Below are 23935 nucleotides of genomic sequence, written 5' to 3'. Positions count from 1 at the left end.
TTATTGAGCATAGTCACCACCCTGTATTTGTTTTTTGGGATAATTAATATTATACAGGATGATTGTGCTCCAGGCTACCCTAAACCGGTAGCCTATTTTATTTGCCAACTATAATTTTACTCTAAGAATTTCATACAATCATTGCCATGGAATTTTTGACATTTTGCCCATGCCCTGTTTTATTTTTTGAGAGAGCCGGCTACGATTTCGGCAATTTGCACTGCATTAGTGGCTGCCCCTTTGCGAATATTATCGGCTACTACCCATAGATTCAACCCGTTTTCTATGCTGTAATCCCTGCGAATTCTTCCTACGTAGACGGCATCAGTACCTGCAGCCCTTCGTGCTAGAGGATATACATTGGAGGATGGATCATCTTCCACGACGACGCCTGGGCTCTTTGCCAAAATTTCTCGAACCTCATCCAAATCAAAGGGTTTTTCCAACTCCACGTTGATGGATTCACTATGACTGTTGAATACGGGTACACGAACGGTAGTAGCTGTGATCTTTAGACCGTAATTTCCAAGAATTTTCTTTGTTTCTTCAATCATTTTCATTTCTTCTTTCGTATACCCGTTTTCTAAGAAGACGTCAATATGGGGCAGGCAGTTATTGGCAATCGGGTGAGGATATGCCGATAGAATATCATTTCCCTTCAAACCTTCTTCCAAATCCCGTACTCCTTTGACACCGGTTCCAGAAACAGATTGGTACGTAGAATATATGATTCTTTTGATATGATATCGGTCATGGAGAGGCTTCAAAGCTACGACAGCCTGTATGGTAGAGCAGTTGGGATTTGCAATAATTCCTTTATTCCATTGGATATCTTGGGGGTTTACCTCCGGCACCACCAGAGGGACATCCTTTTCCATTCTCCATGCACTGCTGTTGTCTACCACGATGACTCCCTTTGAAGCAGCGATAGGGGCAAATTTTTTGCTGATATCCCCTCCTGCAGAAAACAGTGCGATATCAATATCCCTGTCGAAGCTTGCCTCCGTTAGTTCTTCTACCACGTATTCAATTCCTTTGCAAGTAACTTTTTCACCAGCGGATTTGGCAGAGGCGAAAAGATACAGATTTTCATAGGGAAAATCTCTTTCTTCCAGTACTTTCAAAAAGGTTCTTCCGACCATCCCTGTTGCGCCAACGACAGCAAGATTGATTTTTTTCATGTTTTTAACCTCCTCAGTCTTTTGGGATTTCTATAAAATTTTCTTTGCCAATTCAACTAGAATACCGCGTCTCGAAATACGGTGCAATTCATCTTTGTTTGCCTTTTCATCGGTAATAAGCATATCAATTTTTTCCAAATCGCCCACCTTTGCAAAGGTAACCCGACCAATTTTTCTATAATCGGCTACCACGATGTTTTGCCGGGTGCAGTCCAAGAGGGTTTTGAGAAAATCCGCACTGTCGATGGTGGAAGTGCTGATGCCAAAATCTTCTTTGATTCCGGCGCATGGAATAAATGCCTTGTCGAAGTGGTAGTTTCGGAGCTCATTGACTGCTCGGGAACCCAAGATATTTCCTTTATAGTTTTTGATGCGTCCACCAATTATGATTGTTTCGATTGTTTCCAGAATAGATAGCTCTTTGGCAATATTCAAGGAATTAGTGACGATGGTGATGTTTTTTTCCCTCAGCATGGGAATCATTAGCAAACCGATAGTACTTCCCATGAGCATAATGGTGTCTCCGTTTTCCACAAATTGTGCTGCCTTTGCAGCAATCAGTTTTTTTTCTTCCAGGGCTTCGTTCTTACCTTCCTCCATCGTTGGAATCCATTTGGTCTTTTCGATGCGGACAGCGCCACCGTGGGTTTTTTTCAGCAAACCTTTCTCTTCTAAATCTGTAAGATCCCTCCGGATGGTGTAGATCGACACATGAAAGGCTTCTGTAAGTTGCTGCAGATTGACAATACCTTCTTTTTCAACCAATTCCAATATCTTTTTTCTTCTCTCTTCCGTAATCAAGTCTTATGCCCCCATATTCTATAATATGATTAATTTTTGCTAATATTATTATAATTTAATTACAATGTTTTGGTTACATTTATCTTATCATATTCTCTATGATTTGCAAATAGTTTTTTTCCAAAGATTGGCTATGTTTATTTTATATTATATTCCTGCAGGAGATTCATATATGATAGTGTGCTTTGCAGGACATGGGCCACGAAAATGAAGCCCACAACGAAAGAGAGAAGGGGAAAATAAAAAAACGACAAAAGAGTAAAAGGTACCTTTTGCCGTTTTGGAAACGTCAATAGAATACAACTTTCACCCTGTGTGTAGTAGCGCTTCATCGATAAACTGGGTGATTTATCGATGACAGTCCTATACTTATTCAGCATAGTCCCAGCAGGATATTCCAAGGGAAGAATATCTGCTTCGGCGAAGACACCTTTCCTTGAAGCATAACGACTCCCTATGCCTAGCTTCGAAGTACTTTTTGTCGATCGCAACCTCTAAGACACAACCATTTCGTTGAATTGTAAAGGTTTATTCAATTGAGTGTATCTTAACACAAACGATAGGATATGTCAACAAAGAATGGAGAATTTTTTTCTTTTCTCAGGACCGGAAAAAGGATACAATGAATTTATGAGATGTGGTAGATACTAGGTAGGGGTGAAAAGTATATGATCAAAATAGAAGAAGAATTGTTGGCTTTAAAGGAAGAAATTATACAAACCAGGAGGATGCTGCATCAAATTCCGGAGGGCGGATTTGAGGAGTATAAGACCAGTGCTTTTGTGGCGGGAAAATTAAGAGAATACGGCATAGAAGTCTATGAGGGAATAGCTAAGACAGGGGTGATCGGGTATTTCAAGGGTACCGTCGGAGATCAAACCATAGCCTTCCGGGCAGATATGGATGCCCTGTCTGTAGAAGAGAAAACCAATCTGCCCTTTCAGTCTATCCACAAGGGGATGATGCATGCCTGCGGCCATGATGCCCACATGGCTATTCTGTTGGGATTTGCAAAATATCTTTCGGAAAATAGGGAAAAAGTAAAATGGAATGTCGTGTTTTTGTTCCAACCGGCCGAAGAAGGCCCCGGAGGAGCAGCACCGATGATCGAAGAAGGAATTATCAGCAAGTTTCAGATTGATAAGGTGATGGGCCTTCATGTTTTTCCAGAGGTTCCGGAAGGAAAGCTGGCCTGCAGGCCCGGTCCTTTGATGGCACAAACAGGAGAGTTTGACATCAAAATTACGGCCCAAAGCGGCCATGGCGCCATCCCCCATAAGGCCATTGACGGCGTTGTGGTGGCGGCGAATCTCATTATGGCCTATCAATCGATCATCAGCAGAAACATTGATCCTGTGGAAGGTGCCGTATTGACCATCGGCAAAATGTGGGGAGGGGAACGGAGAAATATTATTGCGGGGGAAGTAGTGCTGGAAGGGACGATTCGTGCCTTTTCCGAGGAGACCTTCCGGAGAATTCAGCATCGGATGAAGGAAATTGCCGACGGAATGGCCTTGTCCTATCAATGCAGGATCGAGATTATTTTTAGGGATATGTATCCAGCGGTATGGAATCACGAGGAAATGTATAAGCAGCTAAAGGCGGCTGTGGGCGAAGAAAATATGGATATGATTGCACCCCAAATGATTGCTGAAGATTTTTCCTACTTTCAGAAGAAAGTGCCGGGACTGTTCTTTTTCTTGGGGACTAGAAATGAAGCGGCGGGATATGTCCATCCTTTGCACAGTTGTTATTTTTCTTTTCATGAGGATATACTTTTAACAGGAATCCAGGCCTACGTAAATTATATGAAGCTGGTAGAAGCCATGGAAGCGTAAGAAAGGGTGAATCGATTGAAGAAAAAAAAGGGAATAGATATTTTAGGGGTAAATATACTTTATTTTGTTGTAGCACTGCTGCTGTTGACCGTCGGTTCTTATGTCCAATACAGGGAAATAAAATCGGGGCTGATGATTACCGAATATATCCTTGTTTTGCTGCCGGCAATCCTCTATATAAAAATGAAGAGAGAAAGTCTGAGGGAGGTATTGCGATTCAATTCCATAAGTATCAAGCATGGTTTTCTGATTGTATGCATTACCATCCTAAGCTACCCAGTGGCGTTGTTTTTTAATCTTATTGCCATGACAATTCTAAGCACCTTAGGAAAGCTGGAACGGCCACCTATCCCTACGGCCGACAGTTTTCAGGAGTATGTGGTGCTGATGCTGATTATTGCTGCGTCAGCGGGAATTTGTGAAGAGGTGTTCTTTCGGGGGCTTCTGATGAAGGGCTATGAAAGATTGGGGAAGGAAAATGCCATTGTCCTTACGGCGGTTTTGTTTGGCGTTTTTCATTTTAATTTGCAGAATTTATTAGGACCTATCGTTTTGGGATTGATTTTCGGATATCTAGTTTGTAGGACCGATTCCATTTTTGCGGGAATCGTAGGACACATGACGAATAACGGTCTGGCAGTGACCCTGGGTTTTTTGCTGAATATGCTCAATCGGAAGCTCGCGGGAGGGGATTTTGCTATGGGACAGCAGGGGATGCCCGATGCCCTGCAATTAGCGGCTGCGACCGTTATCGTGGGCATGGGGGCAGTGCTTTCAGGGGGGGTTGCCTATATGTTGTTAAGGGTGATCATCAAGGATACGGAGGGAAGCCAGCATAGCAAAGAAGAAGAAAGACTGATGGATGAGGAAGCAAACGGGGAAGAGACTGGAAAACATAAAATTTCCCTTGTTGCTTTTATACCTGTATTTCTGACCTTGGCCCTGTTCTTTGTGGTAGGATATCTGCAAATCCGACAGATTTCTTAGATTCGATAAAAAAGAAAATGGTCCTGCCTGCGGCAGGACCCCAATCCTTTATATATAATATATTAAAGGGGGAGTGGGAAAATAGTATTGATATTGCAACAACATTAAAAGATTACCACGTTCAAGGATAGAAATCAATCATTTATTGAAATTATGAAGAATATTTAAAAATTCCAAAGGGATGAAGGCTTTCGTCGAATTGTCCCGATAGTCTTTCATTTTTCCTTTTTTTTCGCAGTTTTTGAAAGTTTTTGACGGAGAGGAAATATTATATTATAATGAATACAAAACAAATGAATAGGAAAAGGGGAGCTAAATGAATTTGGCTGAGAGGGAGCTATTCTGCTCCGACCCATAACCTGATCTGGATAATGCCAGCGGAGGGAAAAATATATGGATGAACATGATGGTACCCTATATCCCGTTGGGATATAGGGTATATTACTAAGGAGGATGAAATATGGCCCATGTAAATTTAAGCCTTCAAGTGCTGCCAAGGGTTCCCGATGAACGGATTTACCCTGTAGTCGATGAAGTCATCAAGCTGATACAAGCTTCCGGCTTGAAATATGAAGTAGGACCTATGGAAACGACCATTGAGGGTGAATTGGATGAGCTGCTTGAAATTGTGAAAAAAGCCCAAGAAGTTTGCATTCGAGAAGGGGCTACGAGGGTAATGTCCATCATTAAAATCGACTATAAGCCAGAGGGCGTGACAATGGATGAAAAAATTGCAAAGTATAGGGAATAGGTTGTTGCCTATCGGTTTTACAAGTATTTTGCTTGCCATCTGGGAAGGAATGGCTCGAAAAGGATTTGTTCAACCCAATCTATTGCCTGCACCCACAAAAATCATACATACCCTGGTAACAAATTTTTCATTGATGGGGGAACATATACTCATTACCTCCTTTGAAGCCGTGGCAGGGTTTCTGATTTCCATTGCTGTGGCTGTGGTTGTGTCGGTATTAATGGATATGATGCCGATGATGAGAAAAACCCTATATCCCATGATGATTACTTCCCAAACCGTTCCTATGATTACTTTGGCGCCCTTGTTTCTTATCTGGTTTGGTTATGGTTATTTACCTAAGATCATTATCGTTATATTGGTATGTTTTTTTCCTATAACCATCAGTCTGTTGGAAGGATTGGCCTCCGTAGATCAGGAACTTTTGAATTTACTGCGGTCCATGGGTGCAAAAAAATATCAAATTTACCGCCTGGCAAAATTTCCGGCGGCCATGCCTGGTTTTTTCTCAGGGTTAAAGATCGCGGGAACCTATAGCATCATGGGAGCAGTGATCGGAGAGTGGGTAGGAGGAAAAAAGGGTCTGGGTTTGTACATGATTCGTGTCCGCCATTCTTTCGCTACGGATAAGGTTTTTGCTGCCATTCTTGTCATTACAGCTTTGAGTTTGCTGCTCCTGGGCATCATTCGTTGGATGGAGATCCGTTTGGTCCCTTGGAAAAAATATATGTTTCAACAAAGTGAGGAGGAATATGATTCATGAAGAAATTTTTAGGTTTGTTGCTGACAACGGTTTTGATTACAGGTTCTTTGTTAGGCTGTACACCGAAGCCGGCAGAGGAGCCAAAGAAAGCGCCGGCCCAAGAACTGCAAAAGGTTACCGTAATTTTGGATTGGGTACCCAATACCAATCATACAGGGATGTATGTGGCAAAGGAGAAGGGTTATTATGCTGAGGAAGGTTTAGAAGTGGAAATTATTCAGCCTACGGAGGGAGGAAGTGCAGATTTGATTGCTGCCGGACAAGGTGAATTCGGGATTAGCTATCAAGAGCAGGTAACCTATGCAAGGACAGCCGCGACGCCGTTGCCGATAAAAGCCATTGCAGCCATTATCCAGCACAATACATCGGGATTTGCTTCGCCGGTGAACAAAAATATCCGATCTCCTAAGGATTTCGAAGGGAAAAGATACGGCGGTTGGGGTTCGCCTATGGAAGAAGCGATGTTAAAAGCTTTGATGGAAAAAGAAGGAGCAGATTTTTCCAAACTGGAAATGGTAAATATTGGGGCATCTGATTTCTTTACCAGTGTAGAAAAGGATGTGGATTTTTCGTGGATCTACTACGGCTGGGACGGGGTACGGGCCGAGCTGATGAAATTTCCTATGCATTTTATAAAGCTGCAGGATCTGGATCCTGCCTTGGATTTCTATACGCCGGTGATTATTGCCCATGAAGATTTATTGAACCAAAATCCTGAACTGACAAGAAAATTCCTGCGAGCTACGGCCAAAGGCTATCAATATGCCATCAAAAATCCTGAGGATGCGGGAAAGGATTTATTGAAGAATGTACCGGAACTGGATGAGGAGATGGTGATTGCCAGTCAAAAATATCTAGCCAAAGAATACCAGGCCGATGCCCCGAGATGGGGAGAGATGAAGGAAGAAATATGGGAGGTTTATGGGAAATGGATGGGTGATAGAAATCTTTTGGAGGGACCCTTTGATGCAAAAAAAGCATTTACCAATGAATTCTTGCCGGTAGAGTAGATATGAAAAAGGTCGAAGTAATTGGCATCAAAAAATGTTTCGGCAATTTAGTCACCCTAGAAGATGTTTCTATTACTCTGGAAGAGAATCAGTTTGTAAGTATCCTAGGGCCCAGCGGCAGTGGGAAAAGTACATTGTTTAATATCATTGCCGGACTTATAAGACCCGATGAAGGGACTGTGGAAATAGAAGGGGAAAATGTCATCGGGAAAACAGGCAGGGTAAGCTATATGCATCAAAAAGACCTGCTGCTGCCTTGGAAAACCATATTGGATAATGTATCGATTCCTTTGATTTTAAAGGGATTTCCGAAAAAACAAGCAAGGTGGAGGGCAGGGACGTATTTTGAGCTGTTTGGCTTACAGGGTTTTGAAGATTATTATCCTGCCCAGCTTTCCGGGGGGATGCGGCAGCGGGCTGCCCTTCTAAGAACCTATATGTTTTCCAATGACATTATGCTCTTGGATGAGCCCTTTGGAGGACTTGATGCAATCACCAAGAGAAATATGCAGCATTGGCTGTTGCGTGTTCTGGAAAATTTAAATGCATCTATTTTATTCATCACCCATGACATCGATGAGGCCATTTTCCTATCAGACAAGATTTATGTCCTCTCGGAAAGGCCTGCAAAGGTCAAGGCAGTTTTTGATGTAAATATTCCACGACCCCGCAATATAAAGACCTTTACATCGAAAACCTTTAACGAATTGAAGGAAGACATTTTGAATATTCTTTAAGTGTGCTACAAATAAAAATAAGCCTGTGGAGAATGGTTCTGCAGGTTTATTTTTTTATGTAAAGGAACGGAAGGATTTTGCTAGGATAGAAAATTAAGCTAAGGGTATAAAAGTTGCTCCTTTTTCCCATAATACAAAAGAGGGGAGGGGTAGAAATTGTCTAAGAAAAACAGCCTAAAAAACAGAAAAAAGAAAATCGAAACCATAGAAGATCGATGGAAATATGAAATTGCCGCAGAGTTAGGGCTCATGGATAAGGTAGAGAAATTCGGCTGGGGGGGCCTAACGGCGAAAGAAACGGGTCGCATCGGAGGATTGATTACCGTAAGGAAAAAACAATTGGGTCAAAAACAAAGCACAGAGGGATAGTGGATGCTATCTCTTTTGTTTTTGGGGCGGGGATTCTTTTTTCACATTTTCTATGGCGGGAAAATGAGATATAATAACATTAAAGGCTCTGGAGCAGATTTATGAAAAATTATGCCAATATAAGGGGAGATAGGATGGAAGCCTATAGCAGGTTTGCATATGTATATGATATGCTCATGGAGGATGTTGATTATGAAGGATGGGTAGATTATGTAGAATCTATTTTTCACAGATATGAAACAAAGCCGAAAAATATTGCAGAATTGGCCTGCGGCACCGGAAATATATCTAATTTGCTGGCCTTTAGGGGATACCATGTGATTGGCACTGATCTATCGGAGGATATGTTGTCTGTTGCCCAGGAAAAAGCTGTTGATCTGGGCATGCAAGTTGTATATTTGCATCAGGATATGCGGGAAATGATGCTGCCCAACGAGCTGGATTGCATATTATGTGTTTGCGACGGCATCAATTATATTCTTCATGACGATGATCTGCAAAATGTTTTTCAATCGGTTTATGAACATCTGAAAAGGGGAGGCTTATTTATATTTGACATCAGCTCCTACTATAAGTTATCCCATATACTGGGAAAAAACACCTTTGCAGAGAACTACAGAGATGTATCTTATATCTGGGAAAATTATTTTGACGAAGAAAAAAGAATTTGCGACTTTGATTTGACCCTTTTCATTCGGGAAGGAAAATTATATAGAAAATACACGGAAAACCATCGGCAAAGAGCCTATACAGAGGATGAAATCTTGGGGATGCTAGGGAAAATTCCTTACAGAAAAATAGAAACATTTGATGCTTTTACCTTTCATCCACCTGCAGGTGAAAGTGAAAGGATCTATTTTGTCTGTCAAAAGTAATTGTAGCATTTTCACAAATCGACGATTTTTATGGTTTGACAGAAATTATCACCTATGATAAACTTTAAAGAGTAAGGAAGTGCTTACGCTAGATTTTTTTTAGGAGGATTGTTTCAATGGAAAAAGGTACAGTAAAATGGTTTAACGCAGAAAAGGGGTACGGATTTATCTCAAGGGAAAATGGAGATGACGTATTCGTCCACTTCTCAGCTATCAATATGGATGGCTACAAAACGTTAGAAGAAGGTCAAACGGTTGAATTTGAAGTAGTTCAAGGAGAAAAAGGACCTCAAGCTACAAACGTTTCAAGAATATAACCGAAAGTGTTCTAAACGAGTAGCAGCTAAGCCCTGAATCATATCAGGGCTTTTATATTGGGGCGTCATCCTATAGATATGGAGCAATCTGTGCATAATAATATGTATAATATTTGCACTAGGAGGAGAGAAGGCCAATGAAAAACTATGTGATAAGGGCCGTGGCGGCAAATCAGAATATACGGGCTTTTGCGGCAATTACAACAGAATTGGTGGAAAGGGCCAGGCAAATTCATGATACTACCCCTGTGGCAACGGCAGCCTTGGGAAGGACGCTGACGGCTGCGGCAATCATGGGTGTTATGCAGAAGGGTGAAAGGGATAAAATTTCTATTCAGATCAAAGGGAATGGTCCGTTAAAGCAAATTTTGGCGGTGGCTGATTCAAAGGGAAACGTGAAGGGGTATGTGGCAAATCCCTATGTAGAGCTGCCCTTGCGAAAGGACGGAAAGCTGGATGTGGGAGGAGCTGTGGGAAGGGAAGGAAAAATCATCGTCATCAAAGATCTTGGCCTCAAAGAACCCTATATCGGACAGTTGGAACTGGTTTCCGGAGAAATTGCGGAAGATATTGCGGCATATTTTGCTTATTCGGAACAGCAGCCTTCCGCTGTGGCTTTAGGTGTGCTTGTGGACCGAGACCGGACTGTAAAGGCAAGCGGCGGTTTCATGATTCAAATTTTGCCGGGCGTGAGCCACGAGATGATTGAGAAGATTGAAGACAAATTAAATCAAATTCCTCCCATCACCCAGATGGTTGACAGCCAAAAAAGCGGCGAAGAGATATTGGAGATGGTTTTGGAAGGATTTGATGTGGAAATCTTGGAAAAAAAGGAAATTGCACTGCTTTGTGATTGTTCCGTGGAGAGGCTTGAGCAGGCATTGATTAGCATTGGCGCCAAGGATCTAAAAGAAATTATTGATGAGGATGGTCAGGCAGAATTAACGTGTCATTTTTGCAATACCAAGTATCATTTCGACCGGAATCATCTGATAAAACTATATGAAGAGGCGGTAAAATATTAAAAATAAAAAATTGGTCTTAAAAAGGAGAAAACCTCCAAAAAATACATGCATGACAGGAAAAATAAGAGAAGAGATACGAAAATTAACATTGACTAAACTGAGAAAATGTTGTATTATATATTTTGTCAGTTTTGTTGATTGGGGCGCATAGCTCAGCTGGGAGAGCACCTGCCTTACAAGCAGGGGGTCATAGGTTCGATCCCTATTGCGCCCACCACAATCTAGAAGCAAGAGGCGAGAAGCGAGAAGCAGGAAAAGACCTTAAAAACTTACAAAGACAATCTTTAATTCTTGCATCTTGTTTCGCATCCGGCATATTGCATCCATTTTGGCCCGGTAGTTCAGTCGGTTAGAATGCCAGCCTGTCACGCTGGAGGTCGAGGGTTCGAGCCCCTTCCGGGTCGCCATTTTGCCCAGATAGCTCAGTCGGTAGAGCAGGGGACTGAAAATCCCCGTGTCGGTGGTTCGATTCCGCCTCTGGGCACCAATGGAATAGGGCTGGGAGGAAAAAACTAAATTTTCATTTGCGGAAGTGGCTCAGAGGTAGAGCATCGCCTTGCCAAGGCGAGGGTCGCGGGTTCGAATCCCGTCTTCCGCTCCAATGATTTGGCGGCATAGCCAAGTGGTAAGGCAGAGGTCTGCAAAACCTTTATTCCCCAGTTCGAATCTGGGTGCCGCCTCCAATGAAACATGGAATCCTAGTACAACTAGGATTTTTTTATTTGGGATAGAAGATGATATGGGTATTCAAATAAAAGGCTGAAATTTATTAATTTTCTTTCCTGAAAAGTTTTGCAAAAGCGAGGTGAAAGGATATGGAAGGAAGGTATATAGATACGCCTTTTTTGCCAAATAGAGACGTGACTGCTGTCGTTTTGGATGGAAGAGCTTCCCCGGTGTTGACGAATAATTTGAAAAGAATGGGTATACATATAGTAAAAACAACCTGCTGCAAAGAAGTGTATGATGCGATTTCTTACCATCCTGATATTCTGTTGCATCCGGTTACATCCAAAGATATCGTCATTGCGCCAAATGTTTATAATTGTATGAAGGATACTTTTTTCTCTTTAGGATTCAATCCTTTGAAAGGGGACACTGTTTTAGGGAGGAACTATCCCCAGAATATTGCATATAATGTAGCAAGACTTTCAAAATTTGCCATCCACAATTGGAAGTATACGGACAAAGTTCTTTTGAGACTACTGGAAGAAAATCAAGTGGAGTTGATTCATGTAAAACAAGGATATTCAAAATGTTCTATATGTATTGTGAATGATCATGCCATCATTACGGCTGATCCCGGCATCGCTAGGGCAGTAGAAAGGTACGGAATTGAAGCACTGTTGATATCTCCGGGATACATATCATTGTCGGGTCTTGATTACGGATTTATAGGAGGTATTTCCGGATTGCTGGGGAAAAACAGGCTGGCATTTTCCGGCTACTTGAGGCACCATCCGGATTATGGGCGAATTATGAAATTTTTGGATGAAAATAAAATGAATCCCATATTTTTATCAGAAAACTATCCGCCCGATATAGGTTCTATTGTGCCCTTATTACAAATGGCATCTTAAGAAATAAATGTTATCATCCATTTTGAATATCACTTCTGATTACACATATACTACTAGTAGCGTAGAAAGGAGTGGAAAAGGATGTACCTGCTTTCTGTTGTACTTGGTGAAACATCGGATTATATTTGCGATAGATTAGAAAAAGAAATCAGCTATTTTAAAAGAGAAGGAATCGTTGTAGAGCAGCACATTGATCAACTTGGTAAAAACCAATGTATTTCTTACGATTTAATAGAATCTACCTTAAAGAATTATACAAAAAAAGATTTTCAGAATATATTTAAGCATTACTTGGCCAATGCTTTTTCAGATATCATTATCCATCATGAGGAAATAAAGCTGGCAAATAAAATATTGCAGGAACAGTATTATTATTTTAGCCCCAAGGAAAGGGAAAATATTCTTGGCCATTTAGAAAATGTGCTAAAAAATGAAGAATACAAATATCATGGGGGGATTAGCTATCTCATCAGCAGGAAGGCCAAAATCCTTCAGCAGGTGATGGATTATTTGAAAGAAAACGATTTTATCCATTTGGAAGGATTTATCCGGTTTCGATTAAAAAATTATGTATCAGAGCTGGAAGAAAGCGTAGATAAGGCTGTAGAAGATTTTTTGATGGAGAAAGAATACAATGAGTTTATCAGGCTCTTAAGATATTTTGTAGATATTCAGGAAGCCAAGATGGATATCATCCATGTACTTATTCACGAGGATGGAAAATATCATTTATTTGATAAACTAAAAAGGAGCATCAACAATGAATATGTGGAAGATCTGGCTGCAGAGATGCTGGATAGCGACATAGGGTATGATGATCTGCTCATCAGTTCGTTGATTACCATAGCACCGAAAAAAGTTATTATACACTTTACGGGAAAAATTCACAACAAAGAGATTATAAATACAATAAAAAATGTATTTTCCGATCGTGTCAATGTATGCAGCGGATGTGATTTCTGCACTTTGGTACAGCATGTAAAGGAAGAGTAGAGATACCTCTACGCTCAGTCTGTAGATAAACCCTTGAGATTTGGCTTCCTGCTCAGATCTGCGGCGATTTTCTGAATAAAAGTATAAGGAAAAAAGCGGCTTGCTGATTCGTGACGAATCCGAAATCTCAAGGATTCCCAAATATTCTATTGCTTTGTCTTCAGTGTGAGAGTAGAGATGCCTCTACTCTTTTGATGTATATTGTCGTCCATAGAAGTTGAAGGGAATCGAATCCTGTGGTATACTTGTTTCCGATGAAAGAATGCTGTAGAAGGAAACATAAGGCAATCATCCGAGGTGAGTTACGTTGTTTTGGATAAAATTGATGATATTGGCACTGGTTGGAGCAGCCATTGGATGGTTTACCAATGTGTTGGCAATCAAACTTATTTTCAGGCCTTTCAATCCTATACGAATCTCTATATTGAATCTCACCTTTCAGGGGCTGATTCCCAAGAGAAAGCCGGAATTGGCCAAAAGTATCGGCGAGATTGTAGAATCGGAGCTTATTTCGATTGAAGAAATCATTGACAGATTTATTGAAAGTGAAAATAAGAGGGAAATGATCTTTGGGATTAAGAGAAAAATTAAAAAAATTGCAGAGCAAAAGCTTCCTGTCATTATTCCCAGTGCTATCAAGATGATGCTTCTAGACTATATTGACGATATTATCGATCGGGAAGCAGAAGGAGCCATTACGGAGCTGACGGAGAAAATGATCCACAAGGCAACTGGCCAAATCAAGATCTCCCAAATGATTGAGGAGAAGATCAATCGCTTTGAAATTGAGAAACTGGAATCCATTATTTTGGCCATTGCACAGAAAGAACTAAAACATATTGAAATACTGGGCGGGATTATTGGCTTTATCATAGGAATTTTGCAAGGGTTGGTGCTATTGTTGATATAAAATGGATAAAACGATTGACAAGGGGAAAAAATATGCATATAATATTTAAAAAATCATATATAAAAAAGGCGATGAAGAGACGGAGTACTATACACCCAGTCAACAGAGAGAGGATGTCGCGGCTGAAAGCATCCTTTGACATGGCTATAGGAAAAACTAACTCAGAGCTGTATCCCAGTAGTCTTAGGATGAAAAGATGTTCGTACCGGCAGCGTTAATGCCGAAGAGTGGATTTTATCAATTAGGGTGGAACCGCGGGAATAACCTCTCGTCCCTTAGCAATGGCTTAGGGATGGGAGTTTTTTTTCTAAATGTATAAGAAATGGTGAACATTTAAAATAGAGGAGGTATATCTATGGAGCAAATCAAAGTTACACTAAAAGATGGATCTGTAAAGGAATTTCCCAAAGGGACGACTGTCTTGGAGATTGCGGAAAGTATTAGCCCCCGACTGGCAAAGGAAGCGGTGGGAGGAGAAGTAAACGACAGGGTTGTAGATTTAAAATACCCCGTCCATGAAGATGCTGAAGTAAATATTTTAAAGTTTGAGGATGAGGAGGGACAAGATGTCTTCAGACATACCAGTGCCCACATTCTTGCCCAGGCTGTCCTGCGATTGTTCCCCGGAACAAAGCTGGCCATCGGACCTGCCATTGAAAACGGATTCTATTACGATTTTGATGCTGAACATCGATTCACCCACGAGGATTTGGAGAAAATTGAAAAGGAAATGGAAAAAATTGTTCAAGAGGATCTGGACATCGAAAGATTTGAATTGCCGAGAAATGAAGCGATAAAATTTATGCAGGAGAGGGGAGAGGTCTACAAGGTAGAATTAATTGAAAATCTGCCGAAGGATGCGGTGATTTCCTTTTACAGGCAGGGTGAATTTGTAGACTTGTGTGCAGGTCCCCATCTGCCTACGACAAAACCTGTAAAGGCTTTGAAACTGCTAAGTGTAGCAGGAGCCTATTGGCGTGGAGACGAAAAAAATAAGATGCTCCAGAGAATTTATGGAACATCCTTTCCAAAACAAAAAATGTTGGAAGAGTATATTCACCGATTAGAAGAAGCCAAAAAAAGAGATCATAGAAAATTAGGGAAGGAATTGGATTTGTTCAGTATCCAGGAAGAGGGACCGGGATTCCCTTTCTTTCATCCGAAGGGAATGGTGGTAAGAAATATCTTGGAGGATTTCTGGCGAAAGGCCCATGTGAAGAGGGGCTACCAAGAGGTAAAAACACCCATTATATTGAATGAGCAGCTCTGGCATACGTCAGGACACTGGGATCATTACAAAGAAAATATGTACTTTACCCAGATTGATGAAACCGATTTTGCTGTAAAGCCCATGAACTGTCCGGGAGCCATGCTTGTATACAAAAGAAAGATGTACAGTTATAGGGATTTCCCCATTCGAATGTGTGAATTGGGCCTTGTTCACAGACATGAGTTGTCGGGGGCTCTTCACGGATTGATGAGGGTTCGTTGCTTTACCCAGGATGATGCCCATATTTTTATGCTTCCGACCCAAATTAAGGATGAAATCAAAGGTGTAATTGATTTTGTAGACTATGTGTATAATATTTTTGGATTTAAATATCATATAGAATTATCTACAAGACCGGAAAATTCCATGGGTAGCGATGAAGAATGGGAGATGGCGACAGATGCATTAAGGGAGGCTCTGGAAGAAAAGAGTCTTTCCTATAAGGTGAACGAAGGGGATGGTGCATTCTATGGTCCAAAGATTGATTTTCATTTGGAAGATTGCATCGGAAGAACATGGCAGTGCGGGACAATTCAGTTGGATTTCCAAATGCCCCAACGATTTGATTTGACATATATAGGCAGTGATGGAGAGAAGCACAGGCCTGTCATGGTGCATAGGGTGATCTTTGGAAGTATCGAGAGATTTATCGGTATCCTGATTGAACATTTTGCAGGAAAATTTCCTGTTTGGTTGGCGCCTGTGCAGGTAAAAGTGCTGCCCATTGCTGATAAATTCATGGATTATGCTGCCAAGCTGACAGAAATGATGAAAGATTTGGATATCCGCGTAGAACTGGATGATAGAAATGAAAAAATCGGCTATAAAATCCGGGAAGCCCAATTGGAAAAGGTACCCTATATGATCATTGTAGGAGAAAAAGAAGTAGAGATGAATAACATTTCTGTACGCTCCAGAGATAAGGGAGAGATTGGAAGCCAAGACATAAAATCCTTTATCGAGATGATTCAGGAGGAAATTAGAACAAAGGTACTATAAAAGGAATTAAAAGAGAGTCGTTTTGATTGCCAAAACGACTCTCTTATGTGATCAGGCTGCAAGCGGTTTTCTTTTGGGAGTCTTTGATAAGAGCTTCAAATTCTTCGCCTGTCAACGTTTCTTTATCGTATAAGGTTTTTGCTACTTCTTCCAGAATATCCAGATTGTTTTTCAAATGCTGCACTGCTTCTTGATAGCACTCATCAATAATCTGTTTGATCTCCTGATCAATCATAGGGTAGCAATTTTTTACCAAGCTTGATTCAAAAACTCTATTCCCCAAATTGCTCATGCCATATTCACAGACCATTTGATAGACAATGGCATTTGCTTTTTTTAGATCGTCTCGGGCACCTGTAGAGATTTCTCCAAAGATAATCTCTTCTGCTGCTCTGCCGCCGAGCAAAACTTTTACTTTGTTTTTTAATTCACTCTTTGTCATAAGGTATCGATCTTCTTCCGGCGCGTACATCACATAGCCCAAGGCTTCTCCTCTGGGAATGATTGAAACCTTTGCGATGAAATCTGTATTTAACAGCTTTCCTATTAGGGCATGACCTGCCTCATGGTAAGAGACGATTCTTTTTTCTTTTTCCATGACTACAGCATTTTTTCTCTGGAGGCCCGCCATTACCTTTTCGATGGCCTGGTTGAATTCTTCAATGCCAATGACTTTTTTATTGTTTCTTACCGCAAGAATGGCTGCCTCATTGGCAATATTGGACAGATGGGCTCCGGACATGCCATGGGTTCTTTTGGCAAGGGTTTTAATATCCACCTTCCCATCGATGGGCTTGTTTCGGATATGAACCTTTAGAATCTCCTCCCTTGCCCGAACGTCGGGATTACCAATAAACATATGCCGGTCAAAGCGCCCCGGCCGTAAAAGGGCTTCGTCCAGCAAATCCAAGCGATTGGTGGCACCTACCACAATTACCGTTTGATTGGAGTGAAAACCATCCATTTCGATCAACAGTTGGTTTAGGGTTTGGTCCTTTTCGTTATTGCTTTCTGTACTTCTCTTTGCACCGATGGCATCTATTTCATCAATAAAGATCACGCTGGGTGCATCTTTTTTTGCCTTTTCAAAAAGGGTTCTGACCCGCTTTGCTCCTACACCCACGTATTTTTCCACGAACTCAGCGCCGCTGGCAGGGAAAAAAGCGGAGTTTGTTTCGCCGGCGATGGCTTGGGCGAGCAAGGTTTTTCCTGTTCCGGGGGGACCGTAAAATAGAATTCCCTTTGGAATTTTGGCGCCCATTTTATAATATTTTTCCGGATTATTGATAAAGTCGATAATCTCTACAAGCTCCTCTTTTACTTCTTCAAGACCGGCAACATCCTTGAAGCGCACAGGGGGTCTGTCGGGATTGTCGCCTTTTTTATCATTTTCTTTTTTGTCGCTTTTGATATGCACAGGCTCCAATTCCGGAGAACTATCGTTCCATTTCATATAAAAGGCAAATAAACTTCCGCAGGCTAACAGCAGGAAAATCCGAAATATGTTGCTTAGATGAATGGAAGGAGGGTCTCCCAAATAGGAACTTAGGAGCAACAAACTGAGAAGGATGATCCCGCTTAAGCATAAAATCGAGATTTTTCTATTTTTCAAGATTTTTCATCACCTTCTTTCCTTTATCATGTATTTTTAGTTTGCCCAATGTCATAAGAAAAATATAAAAAATTAATGTTTTTTTCAAGAAATAAAACTTTGAAAAAATCAACACATAAATTAGTTCATATATAAAAAATAAAAAATATAGAAAATATTTAAAAAAATCCAAAAAAATTAAAGGATTTTTATGACCAATATCGAATATACTTTTTCATGACAAAAGAATTTATTCTATCCACAGGCTTAGGAAACAAACTTTGTTCATGAATAGAAAAGGTACAGCATAATATTGGTATAAGTAAGCATGCATTGATTTTACAGAAGGGATGAAATGTTTCTTCATCCTTTCTCTAAAATATATACAATTATTAAATGGGGGGAATCTAAATGTTAAAACGCAGTTTCGCAATTATTCTAGCACTTTTGATGTTGGTAAGCTTAGCTGCTTGCGGACAAAAACAGCAGCCCGCAGCTTCCAATGAGCCTGCAAAAGAAGAAAACAAGTTTAAAATTGGGATCATGACCGGTACTGTATCTCAAAATGAAGAAGAGTTCAGAGCAGCAGAGAAAATGAAGGCAAAGTATGGCGATATGATTGTACTCCAGACATATCCTGACAACTTCATGAAAGAGCAAGAAACAACCATTGCAAATGTAATGAGCATGGCTTCTGATCCAGATGTGAAGGCCATTGTAATTTGTCAGGCAATTCCTGGTACGTCGGCAGCAATCGATAAGGCCAGAGAAGTTCGATCTGATTTACTCTTTATTGCTGCCGTACCTGGTGAAGACCCGGATATGATCGCTTCTAAAGCGGACATCGTTCTTCAAGCCGATGAGCTGGGCATGGGTGTATCTATCATTGAGCAGGCGAAGAAGATGGGAGCAAAGACATTTGTTCACTATTCTTTCCCAAGACACATGTCCTACCAATTGCTTGCCATGAGAAGAGACATCTTCAGAGAGCAGTGTGAAAAGAACGGCATTAAGTTCGTAGATGCCACAGCGCCAGACCCTACAGGAGATGCGGGTGTTCCGGGAGCACAACAATTTATCTTGGAGGATGTTCCGAGAAAAGTTGCTGAATTAGGAAAAGAAACTGCATTTTTCAGCACAAACTGTGCAATGCAAGAGCCACTGATTAAAGCAACCTTAGAGCAAGGAGCTTTATTCCCACAACAATGCTGTCCTAGCCCATACCATGGATATCCGGGAGCTTTGGGAATCGAAATTCCTGAAGACAAAGCAGGAGATATCGCTTATATCGTTGAACAAATCAAAGCCAAAGTAGCAGAAAAAGGCGGTACAGGCAGATTTTCCACATGGCCTGTTCCTGTGAATATGATGTTCATTGAAGGCGGCGTGGAGTATGCAAAAGCTTACTTAGAAGGCAAGTTTGCTGAAAAGGTAAATAAGGATGAGCTGGTGAAGATTTTCAAGGAAGTTGCAAAGGCTGATATGAAGGTCGATACTTTAACCAGTGAAACCAGTGGTAAGAAACTTGACAACTTCTTCATGGTTCTTTCGGACTACATTACATTCTAAGATCTGAGATAGGGTTGCCGTTTTGGCGGCAACCTTATTCTAGTTTTAATTATGGTCATAAAATTCACAGAGGAGGTATCGAATCCGTGGGAGCAAGTACAATACTTGAAATGAAGAATATAGAAAAAGAGTATTTTGGTAATAAAGTTCTTAAGGGTGTAAATTTAACAGTGAAAGCAGGAGAAATCCATGCACTGTTGGGAGAGAACGGAGCTGGAAAATCCACCCTGATGAATATCCTGTTTGGTATGCCTGTGATTCACTCTACCGGCGGATTCAATGGAGAAGTCGTATTTGATGGACAGCCGGTGGAATTGAAATCTCCCAAGGAAGCCATGGAGATCGGCATTGGTATGGTGCACCAAGAATTCATGCTGATTCCGGGCTTTACAGTTACAGAAAATATCAAATTGAATCGGGAAATTACGAAACATAATGTTTTTAGCAGAATTTTTGGTTCAAGCCTCATGAGTTTGGATATGGAACAGATGAATAAAGATGCAAGAAAGGCTTTGGATACCTTGGGTATCGGTATTGACGAGTGGATGAAGATAGCAGGGCTTCCTGTAGGCTATATGCAGTTTGTAGAGATTGCCAGGGAAATCGATAAAAGCAATGTAAAGCTTTTGGTTTTTGATGAGCCTACGGCAGTATTGACAGAAAGTGAAGCGGATACTCTGTTGGAGGCCATGAAAAAAATTGCAGCTGCAGGGATTGCCATTCTGTTTATTACCCACAGGCTGGATGAAGTAATGAGTGTCGCCAATCAAATCACAATTCTTAGGGATGGTGAATTGGTTGCCTCTTTGAAAAAAGAGGAAACCAACGTCATGCAGCTGGCAGAGCTCATGGTAGGAAGAAAAGTTGAAAAAGTGAAAAAAGAAAAAGAAGTAGACCGTGAACGAAAAGAAGAAATTATTATGAAGATAAGAAATCTGGAAGTGATGATGCCTGGAGAGGAAGTCAAAGGGATTGATTTGGATATCAAAAATGGTGAGATCATCGGAATCGGAGGGCTGGCCGGACAGGGGAAAATCGGTATTGCCAACGGCATCATGGGGCTTTATCCGTCAACGGGCGAAGTGGAGCTTGCAGGAAAGAAAATTGAATTGAATAATCCAAAGGCATCTTTGAATAACGGTTTAGCCTTTGTTTCAGAAGATAGAAGGGGTGTAGGCCTCCTGCTAGATACATCCATTGAATTAAATATAGCCATTACTGCCATGCAAAATAAAAAGAAGTTTTTAAAAAGATTTTTATGTTTTGATCAAATGGATGGAAGAAAAATCAGAGAGCATGCTGTGAAGATGATTGAGGATTTGGATATCCGCTGTCGGGGTCCTCAGCAGATTACTAGACGATTAAGTGGAGGAAATCAACAAAAGGTTTGTATCGCCAGGGCATTGACCATGGAACCCAACGTACTGTTTGTGTCGGAGCCGACCCGAGGTATCGATATCGGGGCAAAAAAATTAGTATTGGATTTGCTGGTGAAACTAAACCGGGAATTTGGGATGACTATTGTCATGACATCCAGTGAATTGGGAGAGCTTCGATCTATCTGTGATCGGATTGCCGTTGTTACGGAGGGAAAGATTGAATGTATCCTTGACCCCGATGCCAGTGATGCCGACTTTGGTTTGGCCATGGCTGGCGGATATAAAAAAGTTCATAGCAAGGAGGCGGTATAGAGATGAAAGAAAAAATCCAATCTATGGTACAAAAACTTGGAATACCACGAATCATTATTATATGTTTTTTAATTTCGTTGGTATTTGGAGCCTTTACATTTCAGCTACCATTGGGCTCATTGACGACAGATACTTTGATTCGATTTGGAATGAATGGCGTACTGACCTTAGCCATGGTTCCCTGCATACTATCCGGCACAGGCATGAACTTTGGTTTGCCCTTGGGAATCATATGCGGCATTTTGGGGGGGCTTATCAGTATTGAAATGAATCTTGTAGGTTTCAAGGCCATTTTTGCAGCGATGCTCATTTCTATTCCCATATCTTTGACTGCAGGGTATTTTTATGGTTTGCTGCTGAACAAGGTCAAAGGATCGGAAATGATGGTAGGTACTTATGTGGGTTTTTCAGCGGTATCCCTCATGTGTATCGGATGGTTGGTGCTCCCCTTTAAAAATGGAGAGATTATTTGGCCTATTGCCGGAAAAGGATTGAGAACCACCATTGCTTTGACTTCCAGATATGACAAGATATTAAATAAACTATGGGCGATCAAGATAGGCGGGGTAGAATTTCCTACGGGATTGATTCTTTTCTTCTTTCTGTGCTGTTTTGTGATGTGGCTCTTCTTGAGAAGCAAAACGGGAGTGGCATTGAAGGCAGCGGGAGATAACCCGAGGTTTGCGGTGGCATCGGGAATCAATGTAGACAGGGCGAGATTGATCGGGACAATTCTTTCTACCATCCTCGGCGGCATCGGAATTATTGTGTATGCCCAAAGCTTTGGATTCTATCAGCTATACCAGGCACCCCTCTATATGGGTTTTCCTCCGGTGGCTGCCATATTGATCGGTGGGGCATCTATTAAGAACGCAAAAATCAGCCATGTGATCCTAGGGACTTTCTTATTCCAGGCCCTACTCACTATTGCACTGCCCGTTGCCAATAAGTTGGTTACGGAGGGCAACCTTTCAGAAGTGGCCAGAATTATCGTCAGCAATGGAATTATTCTTTACGCATTGACACAAGCAGGCGGAGGTGAATAAAATGGTAGAAATGAATGCAAAAGCACAAAGTGTAGAAAACAACCAAAAAAGTACGGGGGCTTATATCAAACATTTATTATTCGAAAACATGGTTCCTATCTTATTTATCATCATGTGTCTCATTGGCGTGAAGCTTTCAAAACTGCCTGTGCCTTTCATCATGAATGAACTGGTGACACGATTGGCAAGAAATGCCTTTGTTGTGTTAGCTTTGATTATTCCTGTATTGGCAGGTATGGGATTGAATTTTGCCATCGTGCTGGGTGCCATGGCCGGACAAATTGCCATTATTGCAGTAATTCACTGGCAAATCGAGGGCTTATCAGGGTTGCTCCTTACGGTAATTTTATCCACGCCATTTGCCGTTGCCTTTGGCTATCTGACGGGAAAACTGCTGAACAAAACAAAGGGACAAGAAATGATTACCAGTATGATTTTGGGTTTCTTTGCCAACGGCGTATATCAATTGGTTTTTCTGTTCTTTATTGGAACCATCATACCCATGAAAAATCCGGTATTGGTATTGAGCGGCGGTGTAGGCATTAAAAACACTATTGACCTCTTGGCAATCAAATACTCCTTGGATAATATTATCAAGTGGGATATGTTTAAAACTCTTTTTGTCTTTGGATCCTTATATATGCTTATTCTGATCGGGATGACTGCTTATAGGCATGTGATAAAAAAGCATGAAATCAAAAATAAATTAAAGCTGTCGCTATATATCCTCTTAGGTATTCTTATGACAGCTACAGGCTATGTCATGATGAACAGCAAATCTATGTATAAAATTGTGATGATTCCTGTGGTCACCTTTATCGTGATCGGTATTTTATGTTTATTTAATGTGTTTATTGTAAAGACAAAATTAGGGCAAGAATTTAGGACTGTTGGACAAGATATGCATATCGCGAAGGTATCCGGGATTCATGTGGACAAGGTGAGGGTCATTGCCATCGTCATTTCCACTGTTCTGGCAGGATGGGGACAGATCATATTCCTCCAAAACCTGGGAACCCTGAACACCTATGGCAGCCATGAGCAGGTGGGTATGTTTGCTGTGGCAGCTTTATTAATCGGCGGGGCTTCCGTGACAAAGGCTACCATTGGCCATGCCATTATGGGGACCCTGCTGTTCCATACTTTGTTTATCGTTTCTCCACTAGCCGGTAAAAATCTGTTGGGCAGTGCAGAAATCGGAGAATATTTCAGAGCCTTTGTTGCTTACGGCGTCATTGGGGTTTCTTTAGGATTGCATGCATGGAAACAACAGGTGCAGGCAAAGAAAAAGGCAAAATAGCCATGGTACAAAAAATTTAAGATAATGACATTGACAAATGGGCATGATAATGGTAGACTATATGCGTGGTATGAAGTAGAAGTGATCCGCTTCTCACCTTACAACGGAAGTTCGTAAGGTAAATATGAGCTTGTTGCTTATGGGGTTGACATTGTAAGCATTTGATTGGGCTTGTGGAGCGGATGTATTATGCATCCGCTTTTTCGTGCGCCCGGCATGGGCAGTAACTTGGCGGTGAAAGTCCGCTATGGGCTTGGCAGTGGGAACCATTAGCCAAAGGCAAGGGTGTCCATCGTGAGGTGGAATCTGAAGGAAGCCGGAGGCAAAGTCCC

21 protein-coding genes, 5 tRNA genes, 2 riboswitches and 1 other annotated feature are annotated in these 23935 nt (G+C 41.3%); of the genes, 23 read left to right on the top strand and 3 right to left on the bottom strand.

Features of this window, described 5'->3' with window-relative positions; genetic code table 11:
- Positions 1-179: 179 nt before the first annotated feature.
- A complete protein-coding gene (locus tag AN619_RS11220) occupies positions 180-1181 on the bottom strand; it encodes an aspartate-semialdehyde dehydrogenase (RefSeq protein WP_068557019.1) in 1002 nt (333 codons plus the stop codon).
- 30 nt (positions 1182-1211) lie between these two features.
- The gene (locus AN619_RS11215; protein WP_068557017.1) at positions 1212-1982 is read right to left on the bottom strand and encodes a DeoR/GlpR family DNA-binding transcription regulator; all 771 of its coding nucleotides are present in this window, start codon (positions 1980-1982) and stop codon (positions 1212-1214) included.
- 313 nt (positions 1983-2295) lie between these two features.
- Positions 2296-2487: riboswitch (Lysine riboswitch) on the bottom strand.
- A gap of 163 nt (positions 2488-2650) precedes the next feature.
- Here AN619_RS11215 and AN619_RS11210 point away from each other — a divergent pair.
- From AN619_RS11210 to thrS, 19 genes are all read left to right on the top strand, one after another.
- Complete coding sequence (locus AN619_RS11210) at positions 2651-3820, top strand: M20 metallopeptidase family protein (RefSeq protein ID WP_083525102.1); 1170 nt, start codon at positions 2651-2653, stop codon at positions 3818-3820.
- A gap of 15 nt (positions 3821-3835) precedes the next feature.
- Positions 3836-4807: a type II CAAX endopeptidase family protein gene (locus tag AN619_RS11205; protein ID WP_068557015.1), complete on the top strand. Its 972-nt coding sequence runs from the start codon at positions 3836-3838 to the stop codon at positions 4805-4807.
- Positions 4808-5102: 295 nt separating this feature from the next.
- A riboswitch (TPP riboswitch) is annotated at positions 5103-5210 on the top strand.
- A gap of 57 nt (positions 5211-5267) precedes the next feature.
- A complete protein-coding gene (locus AN619_RS11200) occupies positions 5268-5558 on the top strand; it encodes an MTH1187 family thiamine-binding protein (RefSeq protein ID WP_068557013.1) in 291 nt (96 codons plus the stop codon).
- Positions 5530-6321 carry an ABC transporter permease gene (locus AN619_RS11195; RefSeq protein WP_068557011.1) on the top strand — a complete coding sequence of 264 codons (792 nt, stop codon included), beginning with the start codon at positions 5530-5532 and terminating at the stop codon, positions 6319-6321. The genes AN619_RS11200 and AN619_RS11195 overlap by 29 nt, the downstream gene beginning before the upstream one ends.
- Complete coding sequence (locus AN619_RS11190; RefSeq protein ID WP_068557009.1) at positions 6318-7331, top strand: ABC transporter substrate-binding protein; 1014 nt, start codon at positions 6318-6320, stop codon at positions 7329-7331. Before AN619_RS11195 ends, AN619_RS11190 begins: the two co-directional genes overlap by 4 nt.
- Before the next feature lie 2 nt (positions 7332-7333).
- Positions 7334-8068: an ABC transporter ATP-binding protein gene (locus AN619_RS11185; RefSeq protein WP_068557007.1), complete on the top strand. Its 735-nt coding sequence runs from the start codon at positions 7334-7336 to the stop codon at positions 8066-8068.
- A gap of 156 nt (positions 8069-8224) precedes the next feature.
- Positions 8225-8437 carry a small, acid-soluble spore protein, alpha/beta type gene (locus AN619_RS11180; RefSeq protein ID WP_068557006.1) on the top strand — a complete coding sequence of 71 codons (213 nt, stop codon included), beginning with the start codon at positions 8225-8227 and terminating at the stop codon, positions 8435-8437.
- 101 nt (positions 8438-8538) lie between these two features.
- Positions 8539-9312 carry a class I SAM-dependent DNA methyltransferase gene (locus tag AN619_RS11175; RefSeq protein ID WP_242867389.1) on the top strand — a complete coding sequence of 258 codons (774 nt, stop codon included), beginning with the start codon at positions 8539-8541 and terminating at the stop codon, positions 9310-9312.
- Between the two features lie 116 nt (positions 9313-9428).
- Positions 9429-9629 carry a cold-shock protein gene (locus tag AN619_RS11170; protein ID WP_068557004.1) on the top strand — a complete coding sequence of 67 codons (201 nt, stop codon included), beginning with the start codon at positions 9429-9431 and terminating at the stop codon, positions 9627-9629.
- Between the two features lie 137 nt (positions 9630-9766).
- The gene (hslO, locus tag AN619_RS11165) at positions 9767-10654 is read left to right on the top strand and encodes an Hsp33 family molecular chaperone HslO (protein WP_068557002.1); all 888 of its coding nucleotides are present in this window, start codon (positions 9767-9769) and stop codon (positions 10652-10654) included.
- A gap of 141 nt (positions 10655-10795) precedes the next feature.
- A tRNA-Val gene (locus AN619_RS11160) sits at positions 10796-10871 on the top strand.
- A 113-nt stretch (positions 10872-10984) separates the two neighbouring features.
- Positions 10985-11061: transfer RNA gene (locus AN619_RS11155), tRNA-Asp, on the top strand.
- A 4-nt stretch (positions 11062-11065) separates the two neighbouring features.
- Positions 11066-11141: transfer RNA gene (locus AN619_RS11150), tRNA-Phe, on the top strand.
- A gap of 39 nt (positions 11142-11180) precedes the next feature.
- Positions 11181-11255: transfer RNA gene (locus AN619_RS11145), tRNA-Gly, on the top strand.
- Positions 11256-11262: 7 nt separating this feature from the next.
- A tRNA-Cys gene (locus AN619_RS11140) sits at positions 11263-11337 on the top strand.
- A 132-nt stretch (positions 11338-11469) separates the two neighbouring features.
- On the top strand, positions 11470-12234 hold the full coding sequence (locus AN619_RS11135; RefSeq protein ID WP_068557000.1) for a DUF6873 family GME fold protein: 765 nt from the start codon (positions 11470-11472) through the stop codon (positions 12232-12234).
- A gap of 81 nt (positions 12235-12315) precedes the next feature.
- Complete coding sequence (gene ytxC / locus AN619_RS11130; protein WP_068556998.1) at positions 12316-13227, top strand: putative sporulation protein YtxC; 912 nt, start codon at positions 12316-12318, stop codon at positions 13225-13227.
- A 307-nt stretch (positions 13228-13534) separates the two neighbouring features.
- Positions 13535-14137: a DUF445 domain-containing protein gene (locus AN619_RS11125; protein ID WP_068556996.1), complete on the top strand. Its 603-nt coding sequence runs from the start codon at positions 13535-13537 to the stop codon at positions 14135-14137.
- A 62-nt stretch (positions 14138-14199) separates the two neighbouring features.
- Positions 14200-14416 (top strand) — a binding site (T-box leader).
- Positions 14417-14492: 76 nt separating this feature from the next.
- Positions 14493-16406: a threonine--tRNA ligase gene (gene thrS, locus AN619_RS11120; RefSeq protein ID WP_198153294.1), complete on the top strand. Its 1914-nt coding sequence runs from the start codon at positions 14493-14495 to the stop codon at positions 16404-16406.
- Positions 16407-16449: 43 nt separating this feature from the next.
- On the opposite strand, the gene ftsH is transcribed toward thrS, so the two are convergent.
- Positions 16450-18018, bottom strand: coding sequence for an ATP-dependent zinc metalloprotease FtsH (gene ftsH / locus AN619_RS11115; RefSeq protein WP_278279902.1), 1569 nt, complete (start codon positions 18016-18018; stop codon positions 16450-16452).
- Positions 18019-18408: 390 nt separating this feature from the next.
- Here ftsH and AN619_RS11110 point away from each other — a divergent pair, with 390 nt between their 5' ends.
- The 4 genes from AN619_RS11110 to AN619_RS11095 all read left to right on the top strand — a co-directional run bounded on the left by AN619_RS11110 (position 18409) and on the right by AN619_RS11095 (position 23603).
- The gene (locus tag AN619_RS11110) at positions 18409-19566 is read left to right on the top strand and encodes a DUF3798 domain-containing protein (RefSeq protein WP_068556992.1); all 1158 of its coding nucleotides are present in this window, start codon (positions 18409-18411) and stop codon (positions 19564-19566) included.
- A gap of 86 nt (positions 19567-19652) precedes the next feature.
- Entirely contained in the window at positions 19653-21257 is a 1605-nt protein-coding gene (locus AN619_RS11105; protein WP_330382080.1) for a sugar ABC transporter ATP-binding protein, read from the top strand.
- A 2-nt stretch (positions 21258-21259) separates the two neighbouring features.
- Complete coding sequence (locus AN619_RS11100) at positions 21260-22303, top strand: ABC transporter permease subunit (protein WP_068556990.1); 1044 nt, start codon at positions 21260-21262, stop codon at positions 22301-22303.
- A 1-nt stretch (position 22304) separates the two neighbouring features.
- Positions 22305-23603: an ABC transporter permease subunit gene (locus AN619_RS11095; RefSeq protein ID WP_242867388.1), complete on the top strand. Its 1299-nt coding sequence runs from the start codon at positions 22305-22307 to the stop codon at positions 23601-23603.
- The last annotated feature ends 332 nt before the right edge of the window (positions 23604-23935 follow it).

This window comes from Thermotalea metallivorans (assembly GCF_001562415.1).
Lineage (GTDB): Bacteria > Bacillota > Clostridia > Peptostreptococcales > Thermotaleaceae > Thermotalea > Thermotalea metallivorans.
The sequence above is the reverse complement of the archived record's forward strand: the minus strand, read 5'-3'. Positions and strand labels throughout refer to the sequence as shown.